The 20,377-nt window shown below is 66.3% G+C and carries 20 protein-coding genes and 1 tRNA gene; 15 read left to right on the forward strand and 6 right to left on the reverse strand.

What is annotated here, in order from left to right:
- The first annotated feature begins 104 nt into the window (after window positions 1-104).
- The 3 genes from C4S70_RS00745 (at window position 105) to C4S70_RS00755 (ending at window position 1,303) form a co-directional block, all read left to right on the forward strand.
- Complete coding sequence (locus C4S70_RS00745) at window positions 105-671, forward strand: cold-shock protein (protein ID WP_104006197.1); 567 nt, start codon at window positions 105-107, stop codon at window positions 669-671.
- Window positions 672-734: 63 nt separating this feature from the next.
- Window positions 735-1,172, forward strand: coding sequence for a DUF192 domain-containing protein (locus C4S70_RS00750; RefSeq protein WP_104006643.1), 438 nt, complete (start codon window positions 735-737; stop codon window positions 1,170-1,172).
- 54 nt (window positions 1,173-1,226) lie between these two features.
- Window positions 1,227-1,303, forward strand: a tRNA-Pro gene (locus C4S70_RS00755).
- A gap of 13 nt (window positions 1,304-1,316) precedes the next feature.
- Here C4S70_RS00755 and C4S70_RS00760 read toward each other — a convergent pair.
- A complete protein-coding gene (locus C4S70_RS00760) occupies window positions 1,317-1,547 on the reverse strand; it encodes a DUF1289 domain-containing protein (RefSeq protein ID WP_104006198.1) in 231 nt (76 codons plus the stop codon).
- The gene (ruvX, locus tag C4S70_RS00765) at window positions 1,544-2,026 is read right to left on the reverse strand and encodes a Holliday junction resolvase RuvX (protein ID WP_104006199.1); all 483 of its coding nucleotides are present in this window, start codon (window positions 2,024-2,026) and stop codon (window positions 1,544-1,546) included. The genes C4S70_RS00760 and ruvX overlap by 4 nt, the downstream gene beginning before the upstream one ends.
- A gap of 185 nt (window positions 2,027-2,211) precedes the next feature.
- Between ruvX and C4S70_RS00770 the strand changes: the two genes are divergently transcribed.
- From C4S70_RS00770 to C4S70_RS00785, 4 genes are all read left to right on the forward strand, one after another.
- On the forward strand, window positions 2,212-3,456 hold the full coding sequence (locus C4S70_RS00770; protein ID WP_104006200.1) for a sarcosine oxidase subunit beta family protein: 1,245 nt from the start codon (window positions 2,212-2,214) through the stop codon (window positions 3,454-3,456).
- Window positions 3,457-3,483: 27 nt separating this feature from the next.
- The gene (locus C4S70_RS00775) at window positions 3,484-3,813 is read left to right on the forward strand and encodes a sarcosine oxidase subunit delta (RefSeq protein WP_104006201.1); all 330 of its coding nucleotides are present in this window, start codon (window positions 3,484-3,486) and stop codon (window positions 3,811-3,813) included.
- Between the two features lie 61 nt (window positions 3,814-3,874).
- Window positions 3,875-6,886 (forward strand): sarcosine oxidase subunit alpha family protein, encoded by a 3,012-nt coding sequence (locus C4S70_RS00780; protein ID WP_104006202.1) that lies wholly within the window; start codon window positions 3,875-3,877, stop codon window positions 6,884-6,886.
- Window positions 6,879-7,460 carry a sarcosine oxidase subunit gamma gene (locus C4S70_RS00785; RefSeq protein ID WP_104006203.1) on the forward strand — a complete coding sequence of 194 codons (582 nt, stop codon included), beginning with the start codon at window positions 6,879-6,881 and terminating at the stop codon, window positions 7,458-7,460. The genes C4S70_RS00780 and C4S70_RS00785 overlap by 8 nt, the downstream gene beginning before the upstream one ends.
- 175 nt (window positions 7,461-7,635) lie before the next feature.
- Here C4S70_RS00785 and arsC read toward each other — a convergent pair whose 3' ends face one another.
- Genes arsC through C4S70_RS00805 form a run of 4 tightly spaced genes read right to left on the reverse strand, consistent with a single transcriptional unit; the run spans window position 7,636 to window position 9,807 of the window.
- A complete protein-coding gene (gene arsC, locus C4S70_RS00790) occupies window positions 7,636-7,980 on the reverse strand; it encodes an arsenate reductase (glutaredoxin) (protein ID WP_104006204.1) in 345 nt (114 codons plus the stop codon).
- Window positions 7,977-9,038, reverse strand: coding sequence for a quinone-dependent dihydroorotate dehydrogenase (locus C4S70_RS00795; protein WP_104006205.1), 1,062 nt, complete (start codon window positions 9,036-9,038; stop codon window positions 7,977-7,979). Before C4S70_RS00795 ends, arsC begins: the two co-directional genes overlap by 4 nt.
- A complete protein-coding gene (locus C4S70_RS00800; protein ID WP_104006206.1) occupies window positions 9,038-9,472 on the reverse strand; it encodes a DUF1330 domain-containing protein in 435 nt (144 codons plus the stop codon). Before C4S70_RS00800 ends, C4S70_RS00795 begins: the two co-directional genes overlap by 1 nt.
- A complete protein-coding gene (locus tag C4S70_RS00805; protein ID WP_104006644.1) occupies window positions 9,469-9,807 on the reverse strand; it encodes a DUF952 domain-containing protein in 339 nt (112 codons plus the stop codon). Before C4S70_RS00805 ends, C4S70_RS00800 begins: the two co-directional genes overlap by 4 nt.
- A 125-nt stretch (window positions 9,808-9,932) precedes the next feature.
- Here C4S70_RS00805 and C4S70_RS00810 point away from each other — a divergent pair, with 125 nt between their 5' ends.
- From C4S70_RS00810 to C4S70_RS00850, 8 genes are all read left to right on the forward strand, one after another.
- Window positions 9,933-11,507, forward strand: coding sequence for a bifunctional metallophosphatase/5'-nucleotidase (locus C4S70_RS00810; protein WP_104006207.1), 1,575 nt, complete (start codon window positions 9,933-9,935; stop codon window positions 11,505-11,507).
- Window positions 11,508-11,742: 235 nt separating this feature from the next.
- Complete coding sequence (locus C4S70_RS00820; protein WP_104006209.1) at window positions 11,743-12,408, forward strand: SOS response-associated peptidase; 666 nt, start codon at window positions 11,743-11,745, stop codon at window positions 12,406-12,408.
- Between the two features lie 117 nt (window positions 12,409-12,525).
- A complete protein-coding gene (gene mnmH / locus C4S70_RS00825) occupies window positions 12,526-13,614 on the forward strand; it encodes a tRNA 2-selenouridine(34) synthase MnmH (RefSeq protein WP_104006210.1) in 1,089 nt (362 codons plus the stop codon).
- Between the two features lie 219 nt (window positions 13,615-13,833).
- Window positions 13,834-15,576 (forward strand): sensor histidine kinase, encoded by a 1,743-nt coding sequence (locus C4S70_RS00830; protein WP_104006211.1) that lies wholly within the window; start codon window positions 13,834-13,836, stop codon window positions 15,574-15,576.
- Window positions 15,573-16,790, forward strand: a complete 1,218-nt coding sequence (locus tag C4S70_RS00835) for a sigma-54-dependent transcriptional regulator (protein ID WP_104006212.1) — start codon at window positions 15,573-15,575, stop codon at window positions 16,788-16,790. The genes C4S70_RS00830 and C4S70_RS00835 overlap by 4 nt, the downstream gene beginning before the upstream one ends.
- Before the next feature lie 240 nt (window positions 16,791-17,030).
- Window positions 17,031-18,038 (forward strand): TRAP transporter substrate-binding protein, encoded by a 1,008-nt coding sequence (locus C4S70_RS00840; RefSeq protein WP_104006213.1) that lies wholly within the window; start codon window positions 17,031-17,033, stop codon window positions 18,036-18,038.
- 92 nt (window positions 18,039-18,130) lie between these two features.
- Complete coding sequence (locus tag C4S70_RS00845; RefSeq protein WP_104006214.1) at window positions 18,131-18,793, forward strand: TRAP transporter small permease; 663 nt, start codon at window positions 18,131-18,133, stop codon at window positions 18,791-18,793.
- Between the two features lie 5 nt (window positions 18,794-18,798).
- Entirely contained in the window at window positions 18,799-20,193 is a 1,395-nt protein-coding gene (locus C4S70_RS00850; protein ID WP_104006215.1) for a TRAP transporter large permease, read from the forward strand.
- Window positions 20,194-20,377 lie beyond the last annotated feature (184 nt).

Here is a 20,377-nt window from a genome sequence, read left to right on the forward strand (position 1 = left end):
GTAAGGTAAATCGATGCGCGTGCCGTCAATGCCCTTGAAATGAGAGGGCGCTTTGGGGCAAACCGGGGCGCGGGGCGCAAGACAACAACAATGAGCCGGGACAAGTGGCCGAAGATCTGAACAACTTTCAGCAGGTGCAAGGGCGGGTGAAATGGTTCGATCCCGCCAAGGGATTTGGGTTCATCGTGGCGGACGGCGGTGGACCGGATATCCTTTTGCATGTGAACGTCCTGCGCAATTTCGGGCAAAGCTCGGTGGCGGACGGCACGCGAATCGAAGTGGTGACCCAGCGCACCCAGCGCGGCGTTCAGGCGGTCGAGGTGGTTCACATCGAAGCCTCCGACATCGGCGAAACGCCGCCTCTTGCCGATTTCGCCCATCTGGACCCCGAGGTGATCCAGAGCAAGCCGCTGCTGCCGGCGCGCGTGAAATGGTTCGACAAGGCCAAAGGGTTCGGGTTTGCCAATCTCTTCGGCGATGCGCGGGACGTGTTTCTGCATATCGAAGTGATCCGCCAGTCCGGTCTGGCCGACCTTCAGCCGGGCGAGGCAATCGCACTCCGCGTCATCGAAGGCCGCCGGGGGCTGATGGCGGTGCAGGTCAAGGCCTGGGAGGCCGCGGCCCAGGCCAGAGAGTCCCAGAGCGTCAGCCCGATTCGGGTCGAGGCCTGAGCCCCGGTGCGCTGGCGCCTCGCAACGAACGTGGCGGCGGCGCTGATGGTTGCGGTTCTCGTCATGGCAGCCGCGCCGGGGGCGGGGAATGGCGCCGAATGCCGCGCGGACACAGTTCAGCTTAAGGGCGACTGGGGGCAGATCGCCTTTTCGGTCGAGATTGCCGACGAGCCGCGCGAACGGGCGCGGGGGCTGATGTATCGCAGGACGCTGCCGCGCGGCGCTGGGATGCTGTTCGTCTATGAGCGCCCGCAAAACGTCCGTTTCTGGATGAAGAACACCCTGATCCCGCTGGACATGCTGTTTCTCGACCGGTCGGGGCGAGTGACGCGAATCCACGAAATGGCCAGGCCGGGCGACCTGACTCCGATCGACGGTGGCGATGCCGTGTTCGCCGTGCTCGAGATCAACGGCGGCCTCGCGCGCCGCTATGGGATCACCGAAGGCAGCGTCATGCGCCACCCGGCCTTTGCCGGAGGGCCGGCGGCCTGGCCCTGTTAGCGGCCGGTTGGGGCTTTTCAAACCGGGCGGCTGCGGTTAGACACGGCTACGGTTCGGGACGTGGCGCAGTCTGGTAGCGCACCTGTTTTGGGTACAGGGGGTCGTGAGTTCGAATCTCGCCGTCCCGACCATTTTCCGCTTGTTTCACTCTTGCCGCCGACCGCGCCGGCCACCGCGGCGCCGCGTCAGCAGAACCGCCCGATCCGGCAGCGCGGCGCGGATTTCGGCGCGTTCGGCGGGGGTCATCCTGGACCAGCGGGCGATCTCGTCGATGCTGCGATAGCAGCCGGTGCAGATCCGCGCCCCGGGGTGGACCACGCAGATTTTCACGCAGGGGGAGTCGGCTTCGTCGCGTTTCCAGATGTCGTCGGTCATCGCCGCCCTTCCGTTCCCAGATGGCGCATCCGGTCCAGCGCCCCCTGCAGGATATAGCCCGCCGCGACGTGGTCGATCACCTCGGCGCGACGTTTCCGGGACGTATCCGCCTCGAGCAGGGCGCGCTCGGCGGCGACGGTGGACAGGCGTTCGTCCCAGAACCCGATCGGCAGGTCGGTCAGGCGCGCGAGGTTTCGGGCAAAGGCGCGGGTGGACTGGCAGCGCGGGCCTTCGGTCCCGTCCATGTTGCGCGGCAGGCCCAGCACGATGCCGCCCACGCCGCGCTCTGCCACGATCGCCAGGAGCTTCTGGGCATCCGCGCCGAACTTGCGCCGCCGGATGGTCTCCAGCGGGCTGGCCACCTGGCCGAAAGTGTCCGACACCGCCACGCCGATCGTGCGCTCGCCCAGATCCAGCCCCACCAGCGCGGTCATCGCCGGGCAGGCGGCGGCGAACTCCTCGAAACTCTCGAACACCATGGGCGGTCCTTCCGGCGGCACAGACGATGCCCTCCATCTAGGCGCGGCCCGCCCCATGCGAAAGGGCAAATCCCCGACTTGCCCGCCCCATGTCGCAACCGCGCAATATAGCGGCGGAACGCGACATGGGCGCAGGGGGCGATCGCGGCATATGTCATCCTGTCTGGAAAGGATCGGATTCGCCCATGAAACGCTATTCAGCCTTTGCCATCGCCCGCGAGGCCCTGCGCTATCACACCGGGTGGGAACGCGCCTGGACCTCGCCCGAGCCCAAGCGGCACTATGACGTGATCATCATCGGCGCCGGCGGTCACGGGCTGGCCACCGCCTATTACCTGGGCAAGAACTACGGCATCACCAATGTCGCGGTTCTGGAAAAGGGCTGGCTGGGCGGCGGCAATACCGGGCGCAACACCACCATCATCCGGTCGAACTACCTGCAGGATCCCTCCGCCGCGATCTACGAAAAGGCGCGCGCGCTCTACGAGGATCTCAGCCAGGATCTGAACTACAACCTGATGTTTTCCCCGCGCGGCGTGATGATGCTGGCCCAAACCCATCACGAGGTCCGCGGCTACAAGCGCACCGCCCATGCCAATGCCCTGCAGGGGGTGAAAACCGAATGGATTTCCCCGCAGCGGGTCAAGGAACTGGTGCCGATCATCAATATCGACGGGCCGCGCTATCCGGTGCTGGGGGCGCTGTGGCAGGAACGCGGCGGCACGGCGCGGCACGACGCGGTGGCCTGGGGCTATGCGCGGGCCTGTTCGCGGATGGGGATGCATATCATCCAGAAATGCGAGGTTACCGGCATCCGGCGCGAGGGCGGCAAGGTCGCCGGCGTGGACACCACAAAGGGGCCGATCGACTGCAACAAGCTGGGGCTGGTGGTGGCGGGGCACTCGGGCGTGCTGGCGCAGATGGCCGGCTTCCGCCTGCCGGTCGAGAGCGTGGCGCTTCAGGCGCTGGTCAGCGAGCCGATCAAGCCCTGCATGGACGTGGTGGTGATGGCCAACACCGTGCATGGCTACATGAGCCAGTCCGACAAGGGCGAGATGGTGATCGGCGGCGGCGCGGACGGGTTCAACAACTACACCCAGCGCGGCAGCTTCCACCATATCGAGGAAACCGTGCGCGCGCTGATCGAAACCTTCCCGATCATCAGCCGCCTCAAGATGCTGCGGCAATGGGGCGGGATCGTGGACATGACCGGCGACCGCAGCCCGATCCTTTCGAAAACCCCGGTGGAGAACATCTTCATCAACTGCGGCTGGGGTACCGGCGGGTTCAAGTCGATCCCCGGATCGGGCTGGGGTTTCGCCCAGCTCATGGCCACGGGCGATTCACCGCTCTGCCGGGCGTTTTCGCTCGACCGCTTCAAGGAAGGCCGCTTCATCGACGAAAGCGTCGCCGCCGGCGTGGCGCACTGATGCGCGCGACAAGGAAAGGATGACGACATGCTGATCCTGCAATGCCCCTATTGCGGCATCGACGCCGAGGAAACCGAACTGGCGCCGGGCGGCGAGGCGCATCTGAAACGCCACGGCCCCGGCTCCTCCGACGAGGACTTCCACGACTATCTCTTCGCGCGCGAGAACCCGCGCGGCGTGCATTTCGAACGCTGGCGCCACGCCAACGGCTGCGGCAAGTGGTTCCACGCCGCCCGCGACACCGCCACGCTCGAGGTTTTCGGCACCTATCCCGCCCAGACCACCGAGCCGCCCAAGGAGATCCGAGACGCGATCACCGCCCGCCGCCCCGGCTGGAGGTGGAGAGAGTTCTCCTGATGCTTCTTTCTGGTTCCAAATACCCAAATCCCGCCCTCACCCCATGCGAAAGGGTCGCCAAATGAGCGCACGCATCGCCACCCAGGGCCGCCTGATCGACCGGTCGAAACCGATCACCTTCACCTTCAACGGCAAGCGCCTGCACGGGTTGCAAGGCGACACGCTCGCCTCGGCGCTGCTGGCCAACGACCAGATGCTGGTGGGCCGGTCCTACAAGTATCACCGCCCGCGCGGCATCCTCGCCTCGGGCGCGGAGGAACCCAACGCGCTGATGGGGCTGGGCGAAGGCGGAAAGTTCGAACCGAACCAGCGCGCCACCACGACCGAGCTCTACGACGGGCTCACCGCGCGCAGCCAGAACCACTGGCCCAGCCTGGAATTCGACGTGGGCCAGGTGAACGCGGCGCTGTCGCGCTTCTTTCCGGCGGGGTTCTACTACAAGACCTTCATGTGGCCGAAATCCTTCTGGGAAAAGGTCTATGAACCCGTCATCCGCCAGGCCGCGGGTCTGGGCGCGGTGCCCAAGGAGCGCGACGCCGACACCTACGAATACTTCTACGCCTTCACCGACATCCTCGTGATCGGCGGCGGGGTGGCCGGGCTTCAGGCGGCGAAGGCCGCCGCGCAGACGGGCGCCAAAGTGCTGGTGCTGGAACAGACCCCGCATTGGGGCGGCCGCGCGCCGGTGGATGGCGGCACCGTGGATGGCGAGCCGGTGGAGGCCTTCGTCGAGCGGACCGTGGCCGAACTGTCGGCGATGGAGAACGTGACCCTGCGCACGCGTGCCATGGGGGCGGGGGTCTATGACCACGGCTATGCGCTGGGCTATGAGCGGCTGACCGACCACGCGCCGCTGCTGGCTGGTCCGCGCCACCGGCTGTGGCGGATCCGGGCGAAGCGGATCATTACCGCCACCGGCGCGATCGAGCGCACGCTGAGCTTTGCCGGCAACGACATTCCCGGCGTGATGCTGGCCTCGGCCATGCGCGACTATGTGGTGAATTACGGCGTGGCCCCCGGCCAGCGGGTCGTGATCGCCACCAACAACGACGATGCCTACCGCACCGCTATCGCGCTCAAACAGGCTGGGATCGAGGTGCTGCGGGTGCTGGACGCGCGCAACTCGGGCGGCGGCGATCTGATGCGGCAGGCGCACGAGATGGGCATTCGCATCGACTGCGGCCGGGCGATCGCCAGGGTCAAGGGGGCCAAACGTGTGACCGGCGTCTCGGTCTGCGCCCATGACGGCGAGGGCGGCGCGCTGGAGGAGGTCGCCTGCGACGCGGTCGCCATGTCGGGCGGCTGGTCGCCGGTGGTTCATCTGTGGTCCCATTGCGGTGGCAAGCTGATCTGGGACGAAACCCAGGCCCATTTCCGCCCCGACCCGAACCGCCCGCCCACCGGCGCGGATGGCGAAGGCTTCGTGGTTCCCGCGGGCGCGGCCAATGGCGAGCTGATGCTGGATGCGGTGCTGTCGGATGCCGACGCCGCCGGCAAGCTGGCCGCCAAGGCGATCGGGTTCAAGCCCAAACGAGGCAAGGTGCCCCAGGGCGCCGGCCCCGAAGAGGCGCCGATGATGCCGGTCTGGCTGATGCCCGCGCGGGCCACCACGGCCCTGCGCAACAAGGCGTTCCTGGATTATCAGAACGACGTGAAAGTGTCCGATGTCCAGCTCGCGGCGCAGGAGGGCTATGAAAGCGTCGAGCATACCAAGCGTTATACCACGCTGGGCATGGCCACGGATCAGGGCAAGATCGCCAATATCAACGGGCTGGCGATCCTGGCCGACTCGCTCAATGCGCCGATCCCGCAAGTGGGCACGACCACCTTCCGCCCGCCCTATACGCCGATCAGCATGGGCGCGATCGCGGGCGAGGCGCGCGGCGAGATCTTCCAGCCGCTGCGGCGCACGCCGATGCATGACTGGCACGACGAAAACGGCGCCGACTGGGAGCCGGTCGGCCACTGGCGGCGGCCCTATGCCTATGTGCGCCCTGGTGAAAGCGTGCATGACGCGGTGATGCGCGAGGTGAAGAACACCCGCGAAAAGCTCGGGCTTCTGGATGCCTCGACGCTGGGCAAGCTGATCGTGAAGGGCCGGGATGCGGGGAAATTCCTCGACATGCTCTACACCAACATGATGAGCACGCTGAAGCCGGGCAAGTGCCGCTATGGGCTGATGTGTTCGGAAAACGGTTTTCTGATCGACGATGGCGTGGTGGCGCGGATCGACGAGGACACCTTCTTGTGCCACACCACCACCGGCGGCGCGGACCGGATCCACGCCCATATGGAGGAATGGCTGCAGTGCGAATGGTGGGACTGGCAGGTCTATGTCGCCAACGTGACCGAGCAGTTCGCCCAGATCGCGGTGGTGGGGCCGAATGCGCGCAAGCTGTTGGAAAAGCTGGGCGGCATGGATGTTTCGAAAGACGCGCTGCCGTTCATGGAGTGGCGCGACGGACAGCTCGCAGGGTTCGACGTGCGGGTCTATCGGATCTCGTTCTCGGGCGAGCTGAGCTATGAGATTGCCGTTCCGGCGTGCCGGGGCCGCGCCTTCTGGGATCTGTTGCTGAAGGAGGGGGCCGAGTTCGGCGTGATGCCCTATGGCACCGAGGCGCTGCACATCATGCGGGCCGAGAAGGGCTTCATCATGATCGGGGACGAAACCGACGGCACGGTGATCCCGCAGGATCTGGGGCTGCACTGGGCGATCTCGAAGAAGAAGGACGACTACCTGGGCAAGCGGGCGCAGCAGCGGTCCCACATGACCGACCCGAACCGCTGGAAGCTGGTGGGGCTGGAAACGCTGGACGGTTCGGTCCTGCCCGATGGCGCCTATGCGGTGGCCGAAGGCGTGAACGAGAACGGCCAGCGCAATGTGCAGGGGCGGGTGACATCGACCTATTTCTCGCCCACGCTGGGCCGCGGCATCGCGATGGGGCTGGTGCTGCACGGCCCCGACCGCATGGGCGAAGTGCTGGAGTTTCCGGGCACCGACGGCAAGGCCTTCAAGGCGAAGATCGTGAGCCCGGTCTTCTACGACAAGGACGGGGAGAAGCAGAATGTCTGATGCGGTCAGCGCGCTGAAGGGCGCGTCTTTCGATGGCCTTGTCCGGGTCGAGGAGTGCGGCCTGCAGGGGATGATCACGCTGCGCGGGGATCTGTCGAACCGCGCGGTGGCCAAGGCGGCGACCTCGGTCAGCGGGCAGAAGATGCCGGGGCAGAACCGTGCCAATGTGGCCGGAGAAAGCGGCATCTGCTGGATGTCGCCGGACGAGCTGCTGGTTCTGGTGCCGTATTCCGAGGCGGGCGCGGCGGTGGAGAAGATGACCGCCACGCTGGGCAAGGTGCATTCGCTGGCGGTGAACGTGTCGGATGCGCGCGCGGTGTTCCGGTTGTCGGGACCGGCGGCGCGGGACGTGCTGGCCAAGCTGTGCCCGGTGGATCTGTCGCCCGAGGCCTTCGGGCCGGGCCAGTTCCGCCGCACCCGGCTGGCGCAGGTGCCGGCGGCGTTCTGGATGGACGATGCGGAGACGTTCCGCATCGTCTGTTTCCGCTCGGTCGCGCAATATGTGTTCGATCTGCTGAAGGCGGCGGCGCATCCGGCGGCGGCGGTGGGCTATCACACGTCCGTGGGCGGGTGAACGCGGGTGTCGGACCGGCGGGGCCGGTCCGACCGGTGCGAGGGGCGCTGCCCGTTGCGCCAAAGGCGCACCGAGTCCGTAGCGCCAAAGGCGCACAAGGGATGCGAGGGGCGCTGCCCCTCGCGCTCCCCGGAGTATTTTCGGGCAAGATGAAGGGGACGGGGGGACGTCTCCCTCAGAGGAGTGACAGGACGTTTTCCGGCGGGCGGCCGATGACGGCCTTGCCGTCGCGGATCGCAAGGGGACGTTCGATCAGGATCGGATGCGCCGCCATCGCCGCGATCAGGGTGTCGTCGTCGTCGGACTTGTTCAGACCCAGTTCGCGGAAGCGTTTTTCCCCTGGGCGCATCATCTCGATCGCCGGCGGGTTGCCCAGCGCGGCACGGGCGGCGCGGATTTCGTCCTCGGTCGGTGGTTCGTCCAGGTAACGGCGCACCTTCACCTCCGCGCCGCGTTCCTTGAGCAATGCAAGCGCCGCGCGGGATTTCGAGCAGCGCGGGTTGTGCCAGAGTTCGATCATGTCCATGTCTCCCTGTCGGTGCCGACGGCTTCGGCCACGTTGGCGAAACCGTCGCGCTGCAACAGCCGGTCCAGCCCGCGGGCGATCTCGGCTGCCAGCGACAGGCCGCCATAGACCAGCGCGGTATAGAGCTGCACGGCGCAGGCGCCGGCGCGGATCTTGGCATAGGCGTCCTCGGCCGAGCCGATCCCGCCCACCCCGATCAGCGGTATCGCGCCATCGGTCATCACCGAGAGTTTCGCCAGCACGCGGGTCGATTTTTCGAACAGAGGCGCGCCGGACAGCCCGCCTTTTTCGCCGGCATGGGGGGCGCGCAGGCCGGTGCGGTCCAGAGTGGTGTTGGTGGCGATGATCGCGTCGAGGCCGCTGTCGCGGGCCACCTCGGCGATGTCCTGCAGTTCGGCATCGGTCAGGTCGGGGGCGATCTTCAGAAACACCGGGATCGGGCGGGTGAGACGGTCGCGCGTCTCCATCACCCCGTGCAAGAGCGCGCCCAGCGCGTCCTTGCCCTGCAGGTCGCGCAGTTTCTCGGTATTGGGGGAGGAGACGTTGACGGTGGCGAAATCCAGCCATTGCCCGCAGCGGGCCAAAACGCGGGCATAGTCGCCGGCGCGGTCGGTGCTGTCCTTGTTGGCGCCGAGGTTCAGGCCGATCACAGCGTTCTTCGGTCGCCGGGCAAGGCGTGCGGCGACCGCCTCCATCCCATCATTGTTGAAACCGAAGCGGTTGATCGCCGCCCGGTCCCGGGTCAGACGGAAAAGACGGGGGCGCGGATTGCCGGGCTGGGGGCGGGGGGTCACCGCGCCGACCTCGATGAAGCCGAAGCCGGAACGGGAGAGCGGCACCAGCGCCTCGGCATTCTTGTCGAAGCCTGCCGCCAGCCCGACCGGGTTCGGCAGGTCCAGCCCCGCAAGCCGCGTGCGCAGGCGGGGCGAGGTGACGGGCCCCGGCTGCGGGGTCAGGCCCAGTTGCAGGGCGCGGATCGCCAGCCGGTGTCCGGTTTCCGGGTCGAGGCAGCGCAGCGCCGCCAGCCCCGCGCGTTCCATGATCGTGGGCATCAGCCGAACACCTCTCCGGCCTCGGCGGTGGCGCAGCGGATCAGGCGCGAGGTCAGCACCGCCGCCTGCCGGTGCACTACGGCCTGCCGGTAGTCGGGGTCCGTCACCATCTGCAGGAAGGCGTGCGCCGAGGGGTAACGCGCGACGAAGCAGTGATCCCAGCGTTCGTCGCCCGGCCCGATCAGCGTGGTCTGGAATTCACCGCGCCAGACGATCCGCCCGCCCACGCGGGCGAAGACGGGGCCGCTTTCGGCGCCGTAACGGGCATAGGCGTCGGCGCCGGTCAGCCCCTTGCCCGCCAGGTCGTGCCCGTCGGGATAGGCGGCCAGATCGCGCAGGCGCACAAGGTTCAGCATGTCGATCGGCAGGTCGCGGTCGAGCGCCTTGAAGGCTTCGAACTGCGCGCGGTCGGGGTCGATAAAGGCGTCGGTCATTGCAGATCCTCCGGGAAGCGATGGATGCCGTCGACAAGGGGCAGCGGCTTGGCCCACAGCACCTCGGCCAGCCGTAACCTGCGGTAGAGGTGCGGGAACAGCGCGCCGCCCCGCGACGGTTCCCATCTCAGCGCCTCGCCCAGCGTTTCGGCATCGACCGCCAGCAGCACCAGCCCGTCTTCGCCGGCGAAATGTTTCGCCGCCGTTTCGGCCACCTGTTCGGCGGTGGAGAAGTGAATGAAGCCGTCGGCCAGATCGACCGGGGCGCCGGCGGTCTCGCCCGCCTCTTGCAGCGCCGCCCATTCGGGGGCGCGGAATATCTTGTAGATCAGCATGGATAGGGTGATGCCCCGGCGGCGGCGCGTTTTCAACCCGGAACGCGGTTGCCCCGACACGATCTTTGACAGGGCCGTCATTGCCGCGCAGGATCAGCGCATAACAACTAAACGGGGAGATTTCCATGTTCAAGCCATTGCTGGCCTCTTGTGCGGCGCTGGCCATTTCCGCCACTGCCGCCACGGCCGACTACAAGCTGACGATCCTGCACACCAACGATTTCCATTCGCGGATCGAGCCGATCAACAAATACGACAGTGGCTGCAAGCCCGAGGACAACGCGGCCGGAAAATGCTTTGGCGGCTCGGCCCGGCTGATGACCGCGATCGCGCAGGCGCGGCAGAGGTCGAACAATTCGATTCTCGTGGACGGGGGCGACCAGTTCCAGGGCTCGCTGTTCTACACCTATTACAAGGGCAAGGTCGCGGCCGAAATGATGAACCGCATGGGCTATGACGCGATGACCGTGGGCAACCACGAATTCGACGACGGGCCAGAGGTGCTGCGCGGCTTCATGGATGCGGTAGAGTTCCCGGTGCTGATGTCCAATGCCGACGTGAGCGCCGAGGAGGTGCTGGCCACCAAGATCCTGAAATCGACGGTGATCGAGCGGGGCGGAGAGAAGCTGGGGCTCATTGGGCTCACGCCCGAGGATACCGATGAGCTGTCCTCGCCCGGACCCAACGTGCATTTCACCGATCCCGTCCCGGCCGTGCAGGCCGAGGTGGACAGGCTGACGGCGCAGGGCGTGAACAAAATCATCGTGCTCAGCCATTCCGGCTATGACGTGGACAAGCGCGTGGCAGCCGGGGCGCGGGGCGTGGACGTGATCGTGGGCGGGCATTCGCATACGCTGCTGTCCAACACCTCCGACCGCGCCAAAGGGCCTTACCCGACCATGGTGAACGGCGTGGCGATCGTGCAGGCCTATGCCTATGGCAAGTTCCTGGGCGAGCTGAACGTGACCTTTGACGATGCCGGCAATCTGACCGAGGCGGTGGGTGAGCCGCTGATCATGGACGTCTCCATCACCGAGGACGCGCAGGTCGTGGCGCGGGTGCAGGAACTGGCGCAGCCGCTCGAAGAGATCCGGCAGAAGGTGATCGCCCGGGCCGCGTCCGCGATCGAGGGCAGCCGCGATATCTGCCGGGTGCAGGAATGCGCGATGGGGAATCTGGTGGCCGATGCGATGCTGGATCGCGTTGCCGACCAGGGCGTGCAGATCGCCATCATGAACTCGGGCGGCCTGCGCGCGAGCATCGACGCCGGGCCGATCACCATGGGCGAAGTGCTGACCGTTCTGCCGTTCCAGAACACGCTCTCGACCTTCCAGATCAGCGGCCAGGGGATCATCGACGCGCTGGAAAACGGCATGAGCCAGGTCGAGGAAGTCAAGGGCCGCTTTCCGCAGGTGGCGGGGATGCGCTTTGCCTGGGATCCCGCGCAGCCGCCGGGCAGCCGCATCGTCGAGGTGTTGGTCAAGACGGATGACGGATACGTTCCGATCGACCCCAAGGCGACCTATCTCGTGGTGACCAACAATTATGTTCGCAACGGTGGCGACGGCTACAAGATGTTCGCCGGCGACGACAAGGACGCGTATGACTACGGACCCGATCTGGCCGATGTGGTGGCCGAATACCTGGCCGCGAACCAGCCCTACAAGCCCTTCACCGAAAACCGGATCGTCCGGAAGTGAGGATCAGGCGATTTCGGGCCAAGGCGCCGGGTCGAGCCATTTCATGAACGGCGCCGGCATTTGCGGATGCTGGCGCCAGTGCCGCCCGACCGAGAGGGAATGAACCGGCCGGCGCAGCTGAACGGCACTTGCCGTGAGGATCTGCCCGGCTTCCGCTCCGTCCTGCACGGGGCAGTAGAATGCGCAGCGGAACGCAACCGGCGTGCCGTTTCGCCCAGCCATGGCGTGGACAAGAATGTGCGGACGCTTTGCCATAAATGTGCCCATTGACGCGATGGCCCGGCTTTTCGCGGCCCGGCCGGCGAACGACCTGCCGCCGGTTCCGAACTACAACGTCTGCCCGACGAACCGGATCCACGTCGTGCGTGGCTCGGATACCGGGCGCCAACTGGTGGGCATGCGATGGGGCTTCCTGCCGTACTGGTACAAGAGCGAAACCGACGGCCCGCTTCTGATCAACGCGCGTGCCGAAACCCTCGCGGACAAACCCGCCTTCCGCGCGGCCTGTCGCGAACGGCGCTGCATCGTGGTGGCCTCGGGGTTCTACGAATGGCACAAGACGCCGGAAGGCAGGCGCTTGCCCTGGTACATCTACCGCAGGGACGGGGCGCCGATGGCGCTGGGCGGCATCTGGCAGAACTGGGGCACGGATCACCCGATCGCCACCTGCGCCATCGTCACCACGCCCGCCAACGCTGGGATTTCTTCGATCCACAGCCGGATGCCGCTGATCCTCGAACCGCCCGACTGGCCGCTCTGGCTGGGCGAGGCCGGAAAGGGCGCCGCGCGCCTGATGGTGCCCGCGGATGACGAGGTTCTGGGCTTCCACCGCGTCTCCACGGCGGTCAATTCCAATCGCGCCACCGGATCGCGGCTGATCGAACCGATCGACGCGGACTGATCCAACCCGCTTCTTTCTGGTTCCAAATACCCCGGGGGTCCGGGGGCTGGCCCCCGGTTCCACGCTTGCCTCAAGCGGTACGCTTCCGGTTTCGCACAATCCGCGCTAGAGGGGCGCATGGCCATCGAATACACGTCCCTCGCCGACATCCTGAATCACGGTTTCGACACCGTGATCGACGTGCGCAGTCCCGCCGAATATGCCGAAGACCACGTGCCGGGTGCGATCAACCTGCCCGTGCTCGACGACGAGGAGCGCGCCCGCGTTGGAACCATATACAAACAGCAAAGCCCCTTTCTCGCGCGAAAGATCGGTGCCGCATTGGTATTCCGCAACGCCGCCGATCATATCGAGCTGCGCCTGATGGACCGTTCCGGCGGCTGGCGGCCGCTGGTCTACTGCTGGCGGGGCGGACAGAGATCGGGATCCTTCACATGGTTGCTGCAGCAGATCGGGTGGCGGGCGGATTCGGTGCAAGGCGGCTACCAGACCTATCGACGGCTTGTGAACCGTTATCTCTACAATGACGCGCTGCCGCACCGGCTGATCGCGCTCGACGGCTATACCGGAACCGCCAAGACCGAACTGCTGGGGCTGTTGCGCGTCAGGGGCGTGCAGGTAATCGACCTTGAAGGCCTGGCCGCGCACCGTGGTTCGCTACTGGGCGAGATGTCCGATCCGCAACCCGGCCAGAAGGCCTTCGAGACCCGCCTGGCGGTGGAATTGACCGCGCTGGATCCGACCCGGCCGGTAGTGGTCGAGGCCGAGTCGAGCAAGATCGGCGCCCGGATTCTGCCGCCCAGTCTCTGGCAGGCGATGAAAGTCGCGCCGAGGATCGAGATCGTCGCTCCGATCGAGGCGCGGGCGCGGTATCTGGCGCGCGCCTACGAGGACATCCTGTCCGATTCCGAGCGGTTGCAGTGCAAGCTGCGTCCGCTCAAGGCGCACCGTGGGCGCGATGTGGTGGAGGGGTGGTTTTCGCTGATCGAGGCGGGCGATCGCGTGGGTCTGACCCGGGCTCTGATGGAGCAGCATTATGACCCGTCCTACGCCAAGTCGCGCAGGGCGGTGGGCGCGCCTGTCGTCGCGCGGATCAAGACGCCGGGGCTCGAGCCGGCGGATCTCGAGGACGTGGCGGCAGGGATCGAACGGGTCCTGGGCGAAGTTGGCCAGGAGGAAGAAATCGGGGTAAAATCGGAAAAGTGAGTTGGCGGAACCGAAAGATGGTTTCGGATTGGCTGCGCCAATCCGACTGATGCGAGGGGCTCTGCCCCTCGCGCTCCCCGGAGTATTTGCAGCAAGATGAAAGAGTCCCTTGGTTCTGGCCGCATGGGCGGGCGCCGCGCTGGTCTGGCCTGATATTGCCGGCCCGTCGGGCGGCTAAAGTCGTTCAAGCCGGCGGAAAGCTGGGTTAGGTTGCGGTCGATGGAACGGAACCGAAGATGGATCGTGCCGGCCTTTTTGCTGGCGGTGGGGGTGCTTGCAGGCGCGGTTTGGCGCTATGGCTATCTGCAGGCGCTGGACCAGCTGGCCCGGCGGGGCCGGGCCGATCTGGAACTGGCCAGCGACCGGCTGAGCACGCAGTTGCAGGTCTATCGCGAACTGGCCGTTCTGATGGCCGATCACCCGGTGCTGGACGGGCTTGATGATCCGTCGCGGCGCGTGGCGGCGCGGGACGTTCTGACCGAGGTGGCGGACAAGACCTCGGCCTTTGACATCTATTTTGTCGCCCCTGACGGCACGGTTCTGGTCTCGGCCCGTGGCGGCGCGGGACGGTCCGTCGCCGGGTCGGCGCAGTTCCGGCGTGCGATGCAGGGGGCGTTGGGCAGCGATCACGGCGTCGATTCCGCCGGCGGGCACCGGGTTTACAGCTATGCCGCGCCGGTCTTTGGCGCAGGGGGGCGTGTGCGCGGGGCGCTGGTGGTGGTCGCCGATGTCGAGGACGTGGAGAGCACTTGGCGGGGCAGCGCGCCGGTGGTCTATTTCACCGATACGCGCGGAGAGGTGTTCATCACCAACCGTTCGGAACTGCTGTTCTGGCAGCGGCCCGAGGGCTGGGTGGGGCTGCGGCCCGCGCAAGGGGCGGCGGCGGCCTTTGACGTGCAGACCATCGGGCGGCATGAAATCTGGCGGCTGGGGTGGGGGCCTTATGTGCCGGCCCGCGCGCTGCATCTGTCGCGGCCGCTGCCGGTGATCGGCCTGACCGGAGAGGTGCTGGTCGATGTCGGGCCCGCGCGGCGGCTGGCGGGGTTGCAGGCGGCGGCCATCGCGGCGGTCTGTCTGGCCTTTGGCGCGGTGCTCTACATGACGATGGAGCGTCGCCGGGCGCTGGCCGAGGCAAACGCCGAGCTGGAGCAAAGGGTGGAGGCGCGCACGCGCGAGCTGTCCGACACCAACCGGCGGCTGCTGCGCGAAATCGAGGAACGCCACGAGGCAGAGGCGGCGCTGCGGCGGGCCCAGGCGGAGCTGGTGCAGGCGGGCAAGCTGAGCGCGCTGGGGCAGATGAGCGCGGGCATCAGTCACGAGTTGAACCAGCCGCTGATGGCGATCCAGCAGTTCGCCGAAAACGGCGCGGCGCTGTTGGAAAGGGGGCGGGTGGAGACGGCCGCGCGAAATCTGGACCGGATCGCGCAGCTGGCGGCGCGGGCGGCGCGGATCATCCGCAACCTGCGCGCCTTTGCCCGCAACGAGGCGGAGCCGCCGGCGCGGATCGATCTGGTGGCGGTGGTGACGGCGGCGGTGGAACTGACCGAGGCGCGGCTGCGCGCCGAAAGCGTCGTGCTGGACTGGGTGCCGCCGGATGGACCCGTTTACGCCTGGGGCGGCGAGGTGCGGCTGGGGCAGGTTCTCATCAACCTCATCAACAATGCCGCCGACGCGATGGCCGATCAGGGCGACCGCCGGATCCGCATCCGCATCGAGGATGGCGATCGGCTGGCGGTGACCGTCGCCGACAACGGCCCCGGCATCGTCGATCCGGACCGGATCTTCGAACCCTTCTATTCCACCAAGGAGGTCGGCGGCGGCATGGGGCTGGGGCTGTCGATTTCCTATGGTATCGTTCAAAGCTTTGGCGGCAATATCCGTGGCGCCAACAGCCCCGAGGGCGGCGCCGTGTTCACCGTCGAACTGGATCGCTGGCAGGAAGGAGAGGAGCAGGCCGCATGACCGATCCGGTGCTTCTGGTCGATGACGACATCGAGGTGCGCGAGGCGCTGGCGCAGACGCTGGAGCTGGCGGACCTGCGCCCGATCGCGGTGGGGTCGTTCGTGGCGGCCAAGGACCACATCACCCGCGATTTCCCCGGCGTGATCCTGTCGGACATCCGCATGCCGGGCCGCGACGGGTTCCATTTGCTGGCCCATGCGCGCGAGGTGGACGAGGATCTGCCGGTGATCCTGCTGACGGGCGAGGGCGACATCCCGATGGCATTGCGCGCGGTGGAGCAGGGGGCGTTCGGGTTTCTCGAAAAGCCCTGTTCGCCGTCGGACCTGGTGGCCGAGCTGCGCAAGGCGCTGGAACGTCGCCGGGCGGTGATGCAGGACCGGGCCGAGCGGGTCCGGCGCGAAGCCGGCGATCCGGCGGCGCGGTTGATCTTTGGCGTGTCCGAACTGGCGCAGGATTTGCGGGCGCGGGTGCGCGAACTGGCGCGGCTGGGCACCGACGTTCTGGTGATCGGCCCGCCGGGTAGCGGCACGCCGAAGGTGGCCGAGGTGGTACATCTGTGCGCGCCCGCCGCGCAGGGGCCGTTCGAGAAACACGCCGCGCAGGGGCTGGGCCGGGCTGCGCTGGCGCAGGCGCTGGAGGCGGCGGTGGGCGGGTCGCTGTTTCTGGACGAAATCGCGCGGCTGCCTGCGGACACGCAACTGGCGCTGGTCGCGGCGCTGGAAGAGAAGGGGGCGCCCCGGCTGATTGCGGGGTCAACGGTTCCGCTGGACGAGGACACAATCCACCCCGACCTGTTCTATCGCCTTCAGGTCGGCACGGTGCGCATCCCGTCACTGGCCGAGCGCCCCGAGGACATCCCCGTGCTGTTCCGCCACTATGTCGAACAGGCCGCCGAACAGGCCGGGATCGCCCCGCCCGAGGTCACGCCCGAACACACCGCCGCGCTGATGGCGCAGGACTGGCCCGGGAATGCCCGGTCGCTGATGAGCGCGGCGATGCGCTTTGTCCTGGGCATGCCCGACGAGGTGACGCAGGCCGCCGACCTGGGACTGGCCGAGCAGATGGCGCGGGTGGAACGGTCGCTGCTGATCGCCGCGCTGGGGCGGCACAACGGGCGGGCATCCGCCGCGGCGCAGGCGCTCAAGCTGCCGCGCAAGACCTTCTACGACAAGCTGGCCCGGCACGGGATTCGCCCCGAGAACTACAGGCGCTAACATTTGTGCGAAATTTCGCACAATGTCGGTGACGGGCTGTGTGAAATCCCGCACATGACGTGGCGTCGTTTTGATTCATCGGATATGGCAGATTCCACAAGCAACGGAAAACAAAGCGATTTCCCGGGATTCGGCGAATCGGCAACCAAGGGCTTGAGCGATTCGCGCCGACTCGCTTGACTCCTCGCGACGCCACGGAACTCCGTGCGCGCCCCAGTATTCTCGAAACCGGAGGAGAACATGCTCAAATTTCTGACCACCGCGGCCACGGCTCTGGCGCTCACTGCCACGGCCGCCCTGGCCAACCCCGAAGGGTGCGACGACGGCGAGATCGTCGTCAAGTTCAGCCACGTCACCAACACCGACAAGCACCCCAAGGGGATCGCTGCCGAGTTGCTGAAGACGCGCGTCAACAAGGAAATGGACGGCAAGATGTGCATGGAGGTCTACCCGAACTCCACGCTCTACAACGACAACAAGGTGCTTGAGGCGATCCTGCAGGGCGACGTGCAGCTGGCCGCGCCGTCGCTGTCGAAGTTCGAGAAGTTCACCAAGAAGTTCCGCATCTTCGACCTGCCGTTCATGTTCAAGGACATCAACGCCGTCGATGCGTTCCAGGCCTCGGATGCTGGGCAGGCGCTGCTGGATTCGATGCAGAAGCGCGGCCTGCAGGGGCTGGCCTACTGGCACAACGGCATGAAGCAGATGTCGGCCAACAAGCCGCTCATCCACCCCTCGGACGCCAACGGGTTGAAGTTCCGCGTGCAGTCCTCGGATGTTCTGGTGGCGCAGATGGAGGCGATCGGCGGCAGTCCGCAGAAGATGGCCTTTTCCGAAGTCTACGGCGCGCTGCAGCAGGGGGTCGTGGACGGCCAGGAAAACACCTGGTCCAACATCTACGGCAAGAAGTTCTTCGAGGTGCAGGACGGCGTGACCGAGACCAACCACGGCATCATCGACTATCTGGTGGTGACCAGCGTGGACTGGCTGGACAGCCTGCCCGAAGACGTGCGTGAGCAGTTCCTGACGATCCTGAAAGAGGTCACCGAGACGCGGAACAAGGAATCGACCAAGGTGAACGAAGAGGCCAAGCAGGCGATCATCGCGGCCGGCGGCGTGGTCCGCACCCTGACGCCGGAACAGCGCCAAGAATGGGTCGATGCGATGAAGCCGGTCTGGGAAAAGTTCAAGGATGACGTCGGGCAGGACATGATCGACGCCGCCCAGGCGATCAACGCGAGCATGTAAGCCACCGCTCACCTGTGGGCGCGGCAGGAAAGGATGGCCTGCCGCGCCCTTTTTGCAAGAGATTTCCGACACAGCGGAACGGGGGAGGGCCGATGCAGGACCATCGGAGTTCGTTCATCGACCGCATCGAGGAGACGCTGATCGCGGTGATCCTCGGGGCCATGACGGTCATCACTTTCGCCAACGTGATCGCGCGCAAGGCGTTCAATTCCAACATCCTGTGGGCGCTGGAACTCACCGTGTTCCTGTTTGCCTGGCTGGTGCTGCTGGGCGCGTCCTATCTGGTCAAGAAAAAGGCGCATCTTGGCGTGGACGCGATCATCAACATGCTTCGGCCGGGCCCTCGCAGGGCGCTGGCGCTGATCGCGGCGGGCTTGTGCATCGTGTTTTCCTTTCTCCTGCTCAAGGGATCGTGGGACTACTGGGCCAATTTCGCCAATCTGCCGGGCACCGAGGGGCGCTGGTTCCCCACCGGGTTCGAGGACAAGTTCCGCCCCAAGGGCTGGTACGAGGTCAACGACATCCCAATGCCCGATGCGCTGCGGTTCATCGAGGGGCCGATGAATGACGGCGACCATTACGAAAAGCTGCCGCGGTTCATTCCCTACGCGGTGCTGCCGCTCAGCATGGCGCTGCTGTTTTATCGGTTCTTGGTGGTGGCGGTTCATATCTGGCGCGGCGACATCGACCGCATGATCGCCAGCCACGAGGTCGAAGACGACGTCGCGGATGCCCGCGCGCATCAGGAGGGCTGAAGCCGATGACCGTTGCCATTCTTTTCCTGATGGTCGTGGGAATGCTGCTGATCGGCGTGCCGATCGCGGTGTCGCTGGGTCTGTCGTCGATCCTCTTCCTGCTGGCGTTCTCGGACAGCTCGCTGGCCTCGATTGCCCAGACCCTGTTTTCGGCCTTCGAGGGGCATTACACGCTTCTGGCGATCCCCTTCTTCATTCTCGCCTCGTCCTTCATGTCCACCGGCGGGGTGGCGCGGCGGATCATCCGCTTCTCGATCGCCTGCGTGGGGCATCTGCGCGGGGGGCTGGCAATCTCGGGCGTGTTCGCCTGCATGCTGTTCGCGGCGCTGTCGGGGTCGTCGCCGGCGACCGTGGTAGCGATCGGGACCATCGTCATCGCGGCGATGCGGCAGGCGGGCTATACCAAGGAATTCGCCGCGGGCGTGATCTGCAATGCGGGCACGCTGGGCATCCTGATCCCGCCGTCGATCGTCATGGTGGTCTATGCCGCCGCCGTCGAGGTGTCGGTGGGGCGGATGTTCCTGGCCGGGGTCATTCCGGGCTTGGTCGCGGGGCTGATGCTGATGGTGGCGATCTATGTGATGGCGCGCATCAAGGGCATGCCCAAGGGCGACTGGCAGGGCTGGGGCGAGATCTGGGACAGCTTCCGCGAGGCCTTCTGGGGGCTGATGCTGATCGTCATCATCATGGTGGGTATCTACGGCATCCCCGGTGTCACGGGCGCCTTCTTCACCCCGACCGAGGCCGCGGCGGTGGCCTCCGTCTATGCCTTTTTCGTGGCATCCTTCATCTATCGGGACATGGGGCCGCTGAAGACCGAAGGCGAGGGGCGCAACCTGACGCTGCTGGAGAACCCCAAGGCGCTGGTCACCGCGTTCTTTCATCGCGACACGGTGCACACGCTGTTCGAGGCCGGCAAGCTCACGATCATGCTGATGTTCGTGATCGCCAATGCGCTGATCCTGAAACATGTGCTGACCGACGAGCAGGTGCCGCAGCACATCGCCGAGGCGATGCTGTCGGCGGGGCTGGGGCCGGTGACCTTTCTGATCGTGGTCAACGTGATCCTGCTGATCGGCGGGCAGTTCATGGAGCCGTCGGGGCTGCTGGTGATCGTGGCGCCGCTGGTGTTCCCGATCGCGATCGAGCTGGGGATCGATCCGATCCATCTGGGCATCATCATGGTGGTGAACATGGAGATCGGCATGATCACGCCGCCGGTGGGTCTGAACCTGTTCGTGACTTCGGGCGTGGCGGGGATGCCGATGATGCGGGTGGTCACGGCGGCGCTGCCGTTTCTCGCGGTGCTGTTCGTGTTCCTGATCCTGGTGACTTATGTGCCCTGGCTGTCCACTTTCCTGCCCAACACGCTGATGGGGCCGGAGATCGTGACCAAATAGCGCGCTGCCGCGCAAGGTCGTTTTCCGCATGGAGAGGCGCCGTCCCCGGTCCGGGGGCGGCGTTTCGTTGCAAGTGTCGGAACTTGGGTATTTGGGACCAGAAAGAAGCAGCGGCGGGGGGGACGTCGTGCCCTGGCCCGGAGTGTCGCGCACAGAAATGTGTGGCGGGTCGGAGCTTTCCTTC

The organism is Jhaorihella thermophila, from assembly GCF_900108275.1.
GTDB classification, from domain to species: domain Bacteria; phylum Pseudomonadota; class Alphaproteobacteria; order Rhodobacterales; family Rhodobacteraceae; genus Jhaorihella; species Jhaorihella thermophila.